This is a genomic window from Vibrio sp. 10N.261.52.A1, assembly GCF_002876325.1.
GTDB classification, from domain to species: Bacteria; Pseudomonadota; Gammaproteobacteria; order Enterobacterales; family Vibrionaceae; genus Vibrio; species Vibrio chagasii.
Genome location: NZ_MCYD01000694.1, coordinates 1 through 12,275, shown reverse-complemented (window position 1 = coordinate 12,275; position 12,275 = coordinate 1). Strand labels below are relative to the sequence as shown.

11 protein-coding genes are annotated in these 12,275 nt (G+C 44.5%); 3 read left to right on the top strand and 8 right to left on the bottom strand.

Annotation, left to right across the window (positions count from 1 at the left end):
- Positions 1-99 precede the first annotated feature (99 nt).
- Positions 100-711 carry a LysE family translocator gene (locus tag BCT81_RS13645; RefSeq protein ID WP_102424771.1) on the bottom strand — a complete coding sequence of 204 codons (612 nt, stop codon included), beginning with the start codon at positions 709-711 and terminating at the stop codon, positions 100-102.
- 101 nt (positions 712-812) lie between these two features.
- Between BCT81_RS13645 and BCT81_RS13640 the strand changes: the two genes are divergently transcribed.
- Positions 813-1,721, top strand: a complete 909-nt coding sequence (locus tag BCT81_RS13640) for a LysR family transcriptional regulator (protein ID WP_102424770.1) — start codon at positions 813-815, stop codon at positions 1,719-1,721.
- Here BCT81_RS13640 and BCT81_RS13635 read toward each other — a convergent pair.
- Entirely contained in the window at positions 1,718-2,926 is a 1,209-nt protein-coding gene (locus BCT81_RS13635; RefSeq protein WP_102424769.1) for an AraC family transcriptional regulator, read from the bottom strand. The two genes, BCT81_RS13640 and BCT81_RS13635, sit on opposite strands and share 4 nt — an antisense overlap.
- Positions 2,927-2,946: 20 nt before the next feature.
- On the opposite strand from BCT81_RS13635, the gene BCT81_RS13630 reads away from it, so the two are divergent.
- Positions 2,947-4,953, top strand: coding sequence for a TonB-dependent siderophore receptor (locus tag BCT81_RS13630; protein WP_102424768.1), 2,007 nt, complete (start codon positions 2,947-2,949; stop codon positions 4,951-4,953).
- Between the two features lie 199 nt (positions 4,954-5,152).
- On the opposite strand, the gene BCT81_RS13625 is transcribed toward BCT81_RS13630, so the two are convergent.
- The 6 genes from BCT81_RS13625 to BCT81_RS13600 form a co-directional block, all read right to left on the bottom strand.
- On the bottom strand, positions 5,153-6,097 hold the full coding sequence (locus tag BCT81_RS13625) for an ADP-ribosylglycohydrolase family protein (protein WP_102424767.1): 945 nt from the start codon (positions 6,095-6,097) through the stop codon (positions 5,153-5,155).
- A 214-nt stretch (positions 6,098-6,311) separates the two neighbouring features.
- Positions 6,312-7,235 carry an amino acid ABC transporter permease gene (locus BCT81_RS13620; protein WP_102424766.1) on the bottom strand — a complete coding sequence of 308 codons (924 nt, stop codon included), beginning with the start codon at positions 7,233-7,235 and terminating at the stop codon, positions 6,312-6,314.
- Positions 7,236-7,373: 138 nt separating this feature from the next.
- A complete protein-coding gene (locus BCT81_RS13615) occupies positions 7,374-8,183 on the bottom strand; it encodes a transporter substrate-binding domain-containing protein (protein ID WP_102424765.1) in 810 nt (269 codons plus the stop codon).
- 12 nt (positions 8,184-8,195) lie between these two features.
- Positions 8,196-8,993, bottom strand: a complete 798-nt coding sequence (locus tag BCT81_RS13610) for an amino acid ABC transporter permease (protein ID WP_102424764.1) — start codon at positions 8,991-8,993, stop codon at positions 8,196-8,198.
- Positions 8,993-9,739, bottom strand: a complete 747-nt coding sequence (locus BCT81_RS13605; protein ID WP_102424763.1) for an amino acid ABC transporter ATP-binding protein — start codon at positions 9,737-9,739, stop codon at positions 8,993-8,995. Before BCT81_RS13605 ends, BCT81_RS13610 begins: the two co-directional genes overlap by 1 nt.
- Positions 9,740-9,973: 234 nt before the next feature.
- Positions 9,974-11,122, bottom strand: a complete 1,149-nt coding sequence (locus BCT81_RS13600; protein ID WP_102424762.1) for an iron-containing alcohol dehydrogenase — start codon at positions 11,120-11,122, stop codon at positions 9,974-9,976.
- Between the two features lie 193 nt (positions 11,123-11,315).
- Here BCT81_RS13600 and BCT81_RS13595 point away from each other — a divergent pair, with 193 nt between their 5' ends.
- A complete protein-coding gene (locus BCT81_RS13595; RefSeq protein WP_102424761.1) occupies positions 11,316-12,200 on the top strand; it encodes an AraC family transcriptional regulator in 885 nt (294 codons plus the stop codon).
- Positions 12,201-12,275 lie beyond the last annotated feature (75 nt).

Here is a 12,275-nt window from a genome sequence, read left to right as displayed (position 1 = left end):
TACCTCAACTTAGAAAACAAAAAAGCATCGTTGAAAATAAAAAACGATGCTCCATAAAATGATAAGTAGGGGTTAGTGAAAAAATCGTGAAACTTGAGCTTACGACTTTATTGCTAATAATGCTCCGAATGTTAAAAGGCCAAATCCGCAGGCTTGATTGAGCCTTTTCTTGGCTTTCAACAAGTGTTTTTGCAAAGTCTTCGAAGTAAATAACATTGCGACAATTCCAAACCACACGCCGTGAAGGACAATCATGTAAAGCCCGTAACCGAGTGCGATATGTTGGTTTTCAGCGTCAGGTGAAATGACCTGGCTGAAGATACTCAAGAAGAACAACATGGTTTTAGGGTTGAGTACGTTACACAAAAAGCCTTGGGCTAAATAACGCCAAACACTGATGCTCTGCGTCGTTCCTTCCATAGGGGCAAGTTTGTTGTCTGCGCTTATAATTCCTTTAATCCCTAAGTAAACAAGGTAAGCGGCACCTGCGTATCGAATGATGTCAAAAAGTTGCTCATTCTGTGAAATTAGGTAACTGATACCTAGCATTGAATAACTAATATGAACACAAATCGCTAGGCTTACCCCTAACGCTGTCCAAATACCGGCTTGCCTACCTTGATTGACGCTATTCTTCAGAACTAAAACGAAATCAGCACCGGGGCTTATAACAATTAATAGCCCCAACACCGCTAAGCTTAACCACTCCATAAATACTCCAACTCTCTTATTTGATGAGCCGTCATTGTATGGTTTTTATTTGCTACCTATAATCGAAATGAAATCCACGAAACTGTGAGAAAAAATCACATATGAGGCATCTTAAAGCATTTCATGTTTTTCATGTCGCCGCACATTCGATGAGTTATAGCGAAGCGGCAGAAAAGCTGAACATTACCCATGGTGCGGTGAGCAAACAGATCAAGGTGTTAGAAAGCCACTTGTCACAAACTCTGTTTTATAAGCAGGGTCGCAATGTGTGTTTGACCAAAGAGGGTGAGTTGCTTAAAGGCTACACAGAGCAAGCGTTTCAGGCGTTGGACACAGGTATCCAAAAGCTTAACCAACCGAACAACCACGCGCTCGAAGTGTCGTGCGAACCAACATTGACCATGCGCTGGTTGATGCCTCGTTTAGGCGATTTTTACGCCGAGTCGGGTATTGATGTTCGTTTGTCGACTGCTGGTGGGGCTGTGAATCTAGATGCGACAGGGCTCGATATGGCAATTCGACGGGATGATTTTAAGCTAACCGAAAGCTATAAACAGACACGATTAGTAGAAGAGTGGGTTGGTCCCGTTTGTTCTCCTGAATACTGGCAACAGATAAAGGACAACTTGGGAGATATAAAGCTATTACACAGCAGTACTCGACAGAATGCTTGGGCGCATTGGATGTCTATCACAAAAGACGCAGTAGACAGTGAGGTGTTATCGCAAGTAGCAATGAACCAAACATTCGCACACTTCTACTTTTGCTTTCAGGCGGCTGTTGATGGGTTAGGGATTGCACTTGGGTCTTACCCACTTGTCGCCGATGATATTGAAAGAGGCAACTTGATCGCTCCGTTTGGCTTTGTACCTTCTGGTCATCAGTACATATTGCTCACGCAAGACAGCGATCAAGATGATTCAGGCCACTTGTTCGTAACTTGGCTGAAGAGTGAGCTGTCGCAGTGTGTTCCAGCTATTGAACCAACGCCTCCTAAAGGCAAAAGCTAATTGACTCTTGATGCCGACTGTTTAGCAAGCTCATGGGGTGGCACACCGAACGCTTTCTTAAACGCATTGGTGAAGTTTGAAGGATGTTGATAGCCCGCTTCATAGGCCGCTTCGGTGATTGAAACTAAGCCACGCTCTAAATGCAAACGTGCGATATCTAGGCGTCGGTGGCGAATATAGCCGTTGATGGTTAGGTTGTAAGACTGCTTAAAGCGGCGTTGTAAATTGGAGACACTCATTGAGAACCGACGCGCGATACTTTCAAGGCTGAGCGGCTGATCCAGGTTGATTTCAATGTAGCTGATGATGTCTTCTATCTTATTATCGAACCCTTTTTCGGCCTTAACTTGGCTATTGTTTTCAGCAAAACCACTGTTTATATTCGTGCTATTTTGGCTAACGTTTATATTTTCAGTGGAGCACTCTTGGCAACATTGGAGCGGTATTTGAGACAAGATTTGCGCAAGTAGCTGTTGAGTCAGTGTCTCGACCACAAGCTTGTCCTGAAAGTTGGTTGGTGTTGCTTGGCTTGTAAGTTTGCTAGCGAGTTGAATGATGTCAGTGTTGATCTGAATATCGTAACAAGCCTTGTGTGAATCTAAGAATGACTTACTTGAACAGTGATCACTCAAACGTGTTTTAATCCATTGTGGTTTAACCAAGATATTGATCTTATTCATTTTATTATCTTGAATTAAAGAACGTCTAAAGTTGGCTGGTTTGGCTAAGTTCACTACCACGCCTTGTGGTCCATTGCTGGCATCGAGGTCGAACTCCAAATCGTCGTAGCCAAAGGTGAGTTTTCCTTCTAGAAGGATAGTAATCAAAATAGCGGAGTGGGCCGTAGATACGATATTACTGTCGACCAGTTCGATACAGCGACCACCATGGACAAAAATTTGGTCGTTGTATTGGTAAGAAAGAAACTTCCCCTCAGCGAGTGAAGTCTGCTTAGTTTGACCTTGTGTCACGATGATCTGTTTTTCAGTCTGTTCTAGCTTTTTGGTGAGAGCAACCTTCTTGGTAAATGTAGACTTTTTGGCTATCACATTCGCTTTCGCCACAGCCATTTCGGCAAGTTTAGTTTGCTCTGACGTTACTTCACCCATTTGACCTTTCCTCATAACAGCTATGCGTTTTCGCATAAGCAAATCATCTGTGCATTTATAAATTACAACCCTATCATATTTGCGAATTATTATCATTTACACCTAGGATTGAATTTATGGAAAGCCCAGTCAGCTCAACAATCAAGCTTTCAGCCCTCTGTATTGCCATAGCCAGTGCGGTTAGCAGCCCTGTGATAGCAGAAGAGAACACATCGCACTTTGACGAAGTGGTGGTGTGGGGAACGAAGGTATCTAGTAACACCGAATCGATCATTGCCGACGATATGTCACTTAAGCAAGCTGACCATATGTCTGATCTACTACGTGAGATTCCGGGTGTTGATGTTGGCGGCACGCACTCGGTGAACCAAAGGATTACGATTCGTGGCTTGAGCGAAACGGACCTCGATATTCGACTTGATGGCGCATCTCAGCACGCCAACATGTTCCACCATATTGGCAACCTCACGCTTAACCCAGACATTTTGAAATCGGCCGATATCCAAGTAGGTAACAACTCAGTCACGCAAAATGGACTCGGTGGCTCTGTGTTGTTTGAAACTAAAGATGCAAAAGACCTGCTTCGTTACGACGAAAGATTCGGAGCTCGTGTCTATGGCGGTTATGCCACTAACGCAAGTCAGCAAGGCTCTTTAACTGTGTATGGCTTATTATCGGATAACGTTGATGCCATGCTCTACAGCCACTACATGAGCCGTGATAACTTTGAAGATGGTGACGGCAATGAGACCTTTGGTTCAGAAGGGGATGTATATAACATTCTAGGTAAAATTGGCTTTGAACCGAGCGACTTGCACCGATTTGAACTCGCTTATGATCTCTACCGCGATAGCGGTGATTATAGTCCACGCCCGGATATGTCGGGTGGCGCGAATGAAGGTCTTTCTAACGATATTCTAATCCCGACCGATTACGATCGTGACACCGTCACTGCAAGCTATGAGCTACGTGGCGATATTCATCAAGGTGACGTGACGCTTTACAACACTCAAACTGAAATTAAGCGTGATGAAACTGTTATGGCACCACGCTGGCCATCGAACCGTTTGTCTAAAAACACGGCAAAGAATCAGAACTTTGGCGTGAATGCTAAGTTCCAATCGGACTACCGTTTGATGTCGTTTGATAATGTTGCGACTTACGGTTTTGATTACATGGACAAGTCATCAAGCAGTTATTACGGCAGCAGTAAGTTTATGGATGAATCGGCCATTTCTACCGCGCTTTTTGTTGAAGACCAGTTCTACTTTACTCAAGCCTTCTCGATCACAGCGGGTATTCGCTTTGATGATTATCAGCGTAAAGCTGAGACAGGAAATGACGATTTCGATGATGTAACTTGGTCTTTAGCGACGCAATGGAATATGACACAAGATTGGACGCTGTTTGCGAGCACACGTTCGTTATTTAAAGGCCCTGAGTTGATGGAGACCTTTATTGCGTATCAAGATGCCGCGTACTTAGCGGATGATATCAAAGCTGAAACAGGGCAGAACACACAAGGTGGCGTGCGTTTCGACAAGCGTATTGATGATCACTTTGTTGGGGCAAACCTAACTGTATTCCAAACCAATATTGATGATTACATTGCAGAAGAGTACCAGCGTACAAGCCAAAGTTACTTGATTTACAACTTAGGCGATGTGGAGATCAAAGGCTTTGAAGCAAGCTTGTCTTACGGCTACGAGATGTTTAACAGTAAACTTTCTTATGCACGTTCAGATACTAAAAACAAAGACACAGGCGGCGCTGTCGCGGGTGGAAATGGTCGCAGTATTGATATGGGCGATAGCATCACGTTGACTCTGGATTATCAGTCTGAAGCGCTTGAAACGATCTTTGGGTGGAACTCGATGTTTGTAAAAGACGAAGATAACGTATTCGATGGTCAGCCAATTAAAGAAGGTTACGATGTTCATAACCTTTATGCGCAATGGGTGCCATCAACGGTCGATGGCCTGTCTGTTACCTTTGGTATCGACAACGTGTTTGACGAGCAATACACCTCGCACGCATCTCGTTCAGGTACCGCAAGAGGCTTTACCTTGGATGATTATGAACCTGGCCGTAACTACAAGCTTTCTGCCGCGTATCAGTTCTAGGAATGAGGAACGAAATAGGTTTAGTCATAGTGACAAACTAGCGGTCGTAGGGAGCCGCTAAGTTTATAGTCCGAAAATGAAGCTATCCGTTTAAGCCACTCGTTGAAGTGAATAGTGGAAAGAAAAGCGCCTGTCGAGCAAGGAATCGAGAGGCGCTTTAGTTTTTATTACTAGAAAGGTTACATGGGCTTAATACAAATTACTCAATGGGCAGAGACAATAAACCACCATTGAGCTCGACTTGTTTCAGCCACTCTTTTGGAATCGCACCGTCTTCTTCGTAGAAACAAGCCGCTAATACTGCGCCAATCACAATCGCACGCCCACAACTATCACCGCCACATAAAATGTTATCTCGAATACCTTGTTTAAAGCTTTGAGCGCCTGCAATGATGCGAATCAGCAGTGGGAACGCGGCGCTTAATTCACAATGCAATCCAAATTTCTTTGCAGCCTCAGTGATTGAAAGTTCAGGCTCGGCTAGTGCTTCATCGATTTGATCGTGTATAAACCTGCTGCAGGTTTGTCTTACCATCTCTACCGATTGTGATGGAGAGTTACCTTGTATCGCAGCTTGAATTAGCAGCGTGATTGCCTGCGCCCATTCGACGGCTTTGTCATTATTGTTGGTGACTCGAACCGCGCTTTCGACCATCGCTGGTAAGGTGTGAGACGTATAAGTACAAGCCACTAATGGGATAATTTTTGAAACAGCAGGCAATTGCGTGTCATCAGCGCCACAGGCTGTGATGGGGGCATCGGCGACTTCCAATTGATGGATATTCAGCAAGCTCATGCGCGTCGCTTTATCTATGTAACCTTGCCAACTGCCGCCGAAATCAAACCAGAAGCGGAAATGCTTGATGTAGCATGCTTCATCGTAGTGTTGATTGTCGACTAGGCTATCGACCATCGCTAATAGTTGAGCGCCGTATTGTGATTGGTCGCCTGCGGATTTTCCTTGGTGAGCAAAATAGCCTTTATCTTGATAATCGGACTCGTTTGGCGAACGAAACTCAGGCTCAAAACCCGCTACCTGTATGATCCTCTCTTGATCGTATAACCAATGCAGCCCCATAGAGGCAGCGTCCCCCACTAATGCGCCGACAACGGCATAAAATGCTCTTTCTTTATGATTGTCCATGTTGGTTTGACCTTTGAGAGAGTCCGATGGGATTTGGTATTCAAAGTATAGTAATTAAATGAAGGGTTTGCTGCGTTTTAGACGAGAGTTTTGAAACGATTAATCCTGATTGGTCAATGAGTTAAACCAATCAGGATAAGCTGATGAATATTATAGGCTAGGTCAAGCAGAGGTTACTGAAGTGCTACAGAAACAATGGAGTGACTAGTGCAAACTAGCGGTTGAGATAAGCACTTGAGCGTTGCTCTATCTTTCTGAAAATGCGCGAGAGCGTTAAGCATAGTGCGAAGTAAACCGCGCCAACAATCAGCCAGATTTCAAAGATCAAACCGGATGAGTTGGCCATCTCGGTGCCAACGAAGGTCATTTCTTGAATCGAAATCAGAGACACAATCGAGGTGTCTTTTACCAACGAAATTGCTTGGCCAGCCAAAGGTGGTGTAATCGCGGTTAATACCTGTGGGCCTACTACATATCGATATTTTGAGAAGACGGATAAACCAAGTGAGTCCGCCGCTTCCCATTGGCCTTTAGGAATGCTTTCCAAGCCAGCACGAATTACTTCAGCGATATACGCCGAAGAGAGTAGACCAATACAGATAACCCCAGAAGCTAAGTTTTCCCAAAGGTTGGCAGGGCCAAATAGAAAAGCTTGCAGTTGGTTGATGTCGCCATTGTGTTCACGCAAAAGGGTTTCTAAACCAAGTAAAGGAATCAGTTGGTTAGAGACAAAAAAGTAAAAGATAAACACAAAAACCAGTGGCGGAATATTTCGAACCAATTGGATGAAAAGCAGAGCTGGCGTCTTAAATAAAGCGATTTTAGAGTGTCTTGCGACCCCAAGCAGGGTACCGAAAGATAATGCCAACACCATACTCCACAAACTTAAACGTAGTGTTGCGACTAGGCCTTGGAAGAAGTAAGGAATACTACCTTGAGAAGGGGGAATGAAGATCAGCGTGAATGCGTCTTCCCATCGCCACTGATAGTTAATGCCGACAGCAGAGCGATAATAAAGCCAACCTGCAAACGCACAAATGATGGCGAATAACATACCATCTAAGAGATTAAGGCGTTGATACCAAGGCTTCATGTGAAGGTTGGGCTTGGGCGTTGATAATGCGCTAGTACTACTCACGTCATTCCTGTTAAACAATGATAATTAATGTGTTGTGAGAGTGAGCTATGAGTTTATAGCTATCTCGGGTGTTTCTTAAAAGGCAGTACCAGTAAGGTACTGCCTTGATTGGTTATTTAGCGTCTAATTAGCCGTCGATTACTGGCCTTGAGCAATCTGATCTTGCCAATCTAGAGTTGAGAACCAGTACTCGTAACGTTCTTTCAACCAACCATCTTCAGTACGTGCTTTGATCCACTCGTTGAAGAACTCCGCTTTGTCCGTTTCACCTAGGCGAACTGCAAATGCCTCGTTGCCTTTTGATAGACGTTCATCAAATGGAATGAATAGCGTGTCAGCGTTCTTGATCGCTTCGTGCTCTGGCTTAGGGCTAGAAGCGATAACCGCGTGTGCATTGCCGTTTAGTACTTCTTGGAACGCTTGAGCGTCGTCATCGAACTGAAGTACTTTTGCTTTCGGGAAGGTTTCACGAGCAACTTGAACTGTGAAGGCGCCACGACGAGCTGCAATTTTCACTCGACGAGAGTCGAAATCAGAAATCTTGCTGAAGCCTTCTGCTAGCTCTTTGTTAGCCGCCAGTTGAACACCAGAGTGAGAATATGGTTCAGTAAAAAGAACACTCTTAGCGCGTGCTTCAGTAATCGACATACCGCCAATGATTACGTCAAACTTATTCGATAATAGTGAAGGGATAATGCCATCCCATGCTGTCGGTACAAATTCAACTTTCCAGCCTGAATCCTCAGCAAGGCGTTTTGCAACATCGATTTCAAAGCCGACAAGATCGCCTTGTTTGTTACGCATTGCCCAAGGAACAAAAGTCGACATGCCAACACGTAGAGAGCCACGCTCGTTGATTTTGTCTAAGTTAGGCGTTTCAGACGCAAGTGCAGGCAAACTTACGGCAAGCGCAAGTAAAGCAGTGATAGCGGTTTTAAATAGCTTCATGCTGATAAATCCTTATTGTGTTCGCCAGTTAGCTCCGAGCTTATGCTCAAGCCAAGCTGCAACGGCAGAAAGTGAAAGTGTAAGTGCAAGATAAATGATTGCCACAGAGAACCAGATCTCAAATGGCATCGCAGTTTCAGAAACAATGTTTCTGGCCTCGGTTGTTAGGTCGAAAATAGCCATGACACTCACAATCGAAGAGTTTTTGATAAGGGAGATCACTTCGTTGGTCAGAGGTGGCAACGTGCGTTGTACCACTTGAGGAAGAATCACATCCCAATAAGTATAGGTCTTTGATAAACCCAAAGATTGAGCGGCTTCAAACTGTCCTTTAGAAATACTATTTAACCCGGCACGAAATATCTCAGCGGTGTATGCCCCTTGGAAAAGTGCCAAAGCTAAAACAGCCGTGCTAAAGCGATCCAGCCCGATTACAGGGCCGAATACAAAATAGAGCAGGTAAATTTGTACCAACAATGGTGTATTACGAATCAATTCCACATAGCTGGTGGCGAGGGTGCGACCGACAATCGAATTGGAATTACGTAATAGGGCAGTGGTTAAGCCAATCACCAGTGTTGCAACTAAAGAAATCAGTGAGATATTGATGGTAACGAGTAGTCCTTCCATCAATTCTGCAGGCCACCATTCACCATCTTCATAGAAAGCGATGTAGTCAGGTACTCGATCCCATTGCCAGCTGTATCCCATCGCCTGAGCACCAGAATCGAGGATCCAAACAACGGCTGCCGCAAGCACCACAATTTGTACCAAGGCAGAGAGGGCGGGTTTCACTATTTTCAGTAGCATCAGTAAGTCAGAATCTGGTTTAGGAACGCTTGAGTACGTTCGTGTTGAGGATTTTCGAACAGACTCTGTGGTGTATTTGATTCTACGATCTGTCCTTCGTCCATAAAGATGACTCGGTCGGCAACGCGTTTTGCAAAGCCCATTTCGTGTGTCACGCACACCATGGTAATGCCTTCACTTGCCAGTTCGACCATTACATCCAGTACTTCATTGATCATTTCCGGATCAAGGGCAGATGTCGGTTCATCAAATAGTAGTAGTTCTGGCTTCATACAAAGAGAGCGCGCAATTGCCACACGTTGTTGTTGGCCGCCTGAAAGTTGAGCCGGGTACTTATTCGCTTGCTCTGCGATGTGTACACACTCGAGATAATGCATGGCGGTTTTCTCTGCTTCTTCTTTGCTTTTTTTGAGCGTACGAATAGGAGACAGAGTCAAGTTTTCGAGCACAGTAAGATGGGGGAATAAATGGAAGTGCTGAAACACCATTCCAACTTGGCCTGGTGTGTTGAACTTGCAGGGAAGCGACTGTTCTAACACGGAAAGTTCGCCACTTTCGAACGGTTCTAGCTGATTGATACAGCGGATAAGAGTGGATTTACCAGAACCAGATGGTCCGCAAATCACCAAAATCTCTCCCTGTTCAATATTAAGATCGATATCCTTTAGGGCATGAAAATCACCATACCACTTGTTAAGTGACTTAAACTTAACCATTTCCTTAAGATTGTTCAAATCGTTGTTCATACCTAGTAAAGAGACAGGTTTACCTTAACAATATAGAAATATGATTGCACATAAAATTAGGAACTTATGAGAATTTAATAGCATCTTGTAGGGCAAATAAAAAGCAGCGCCGGATTAGGACGCTGCTTGAGGGTATACGCAAGGTCAAAGAATTTGGTTCAGTTTCGCTGGATAAATTTTTAAATTATCGCGATTTTATTTAGAAACCTGATTTCTTTGCTTTAATTTTAACCGTTAATGGATCGCAGACTCTAGAATCTCGCGAGTTTTTGCTAGCGTAATCGCTTGGTTCTCGCCAAGTTGTAGGTAGCCATGTGATTCTAGTTGTGCAACGACGTTGTCGATAGCCGTTGCTTTATCCGCTTCGTAGCCATCAAACATAGTCGCTACGTCTAGGCTGTGGTAGAAGGCTTCGATAGCATCGATAGTGCGCTCTGCTAAATCTGCGCCAGTTTCTAAGCCAAATACGTTAAGCCCCATCTGCTCTAGCTTAGTGCGTTTCGCTTCAATCTGGTTACGAAGCAGTGAAGGTTGAACGATAGCTAGAGAACGCGCGTGGTCGACATGCCACAATGCCGTGAACTCATGACCAATCATGTGCGTTGCCCAATCTTGAGGAACGCCAGTACCAATAAGACCGTTTAGCGCTTGGTTAGCCGTCCACATTAGGTTTGCACGCCATGTGTCGTTATCACGCTCGTCGTATTGTTTACCCAGTAGAAGAAGGTTTTTCAACAATGTTTCTGCATAGCCGTCTTGAACCATCGCGTTAGCTGGCATAGTGATGTATTGCTCACACACGTGAACCCAAGCATCGACCAGACCATTCACCAATTGACGCTCTGGTAGAGACTTCATTACATCAGGATCCATAACTGCAAACTTAGGCTGTACCGCAGGGTTTAGGAAAGCCAGCTTCTCTTGAGTCGCTTTACGAGTGATTACTGCACCCATGTTTGATTCAGAGCCTGTAGCAGGAAGCGTCAGTACCGCACCGATTGGCGTTGCTTCGGTGACTTGGTGCTTGCCTGTTAGGATGTCCCAACCGTCACCGTCGTATTTCGCTGCTGCTGCAACGTATTTCGAACCATCGATTACTGAACCACCGCCCACAGCGATAATGAATTCTACGTTTTCCTCTTTAACGATAGCGACTGCTTTGTCTAATGTTTCTTTGGTTGGGTTTGCTTCAACACCAGAAAACTCAATCCAAGCGTGATCTTTAAGAGCTGCGACTACTTGGTCGTAAACACCGTTGCTTTTGATTGAACCGCCACCGTAGATGACAAGCACTTTCTTTGAAGTATCAACGGCTTGGCTGATAGCGTTGATTTGACCTTGGCCGAAGTGGATAACAGTAGGGTTAACATAGGTAAATTGCATCGTCAGTTCCTTGTGTAAAGCTAAAATTTTTATTTTGTTGTAGTGCTCAATTTCTATATTTGCATATTAGTACACGGAATTAGGGTGGTGAAGGTCAATTTCTCCAAACTAATTGCCTATTTCTACATAATTGATATTCTCTTTGGGCTTTTGTGCAAACTAACATCACCCTTTGAATGGAACACCACCTGTTATGAATACACTCGCTCAGTTACTGCAATCTTACGTTGAACTCAAAGGTTGGGATGATCTTGAAGGGATCAGAGAAACAGAGATAGAGGGCGTATGGTTGTATCGCAGTAGTGGTGGGAATCAGCGCCAACCATTCACTTACCAGTCAGGTATCATCATGCTTGGACAGGGTAAAAAGAATATCTACATAGGCGACAGGCCAGTAACTTACGCGGCAGGTGATTACCTTGTGGTGGGGGTGCCAATGCCATTGGAGTGTGAAGCTTTACCAGTTGATGGTGAGCCGTTAATGGGTTTGTCGATCAACATTGATTCTCAGCGTTTGCACAGCTTAGTGAAAAAGCTCGAAGAGCAAGGTTTTCTGGAGAGTTATTGTAACAAGCACAAACAGAATTCGAGTGGCTTAGAGTCCACTCGAATGGAAACGGCGATGCTAGAGAGTTTCACTCGGTTGGCGAAGACACTGCATTGCGATATCGAAGCCAACATCTTGGGTGACGCAATGGTGACGGAGATTGTTTATCGCGCTTTGACAGGCTCTGAGGGCCGCGTACTGTTTGATTTAGCCCATCATGATGGCCATTACGCACGCGTCGCCAAAGCATTGTCTAAAGTGCATGAAGAGTATGATCAAACCATTACTGTTCAGTCGCTAGCTGACGAAGCGAATATGAGTGTGTCTGCTTTCCATAATGCTTTCCGTAACGTCACTTTCGAATCACCGCTCCAATACTTGAAGAAGGTTCGGCTTAACAAAGCCAAGGAGCTAATCCAGTTAGAAGGCCTACGTATCAGTGATGCCGCACGCCGAGTTGGCTATTCTAGTCCATCTCAATTCAGCCGAGAATTTAAGCGTCATTTCAATACCACGCCACGAGCTGTTTAGTTTTCCTTCCTCGTAATCTATATTCTGAAACAGGTGATTTTTATTAAACATATTATTAACGTAACTATATAAAAC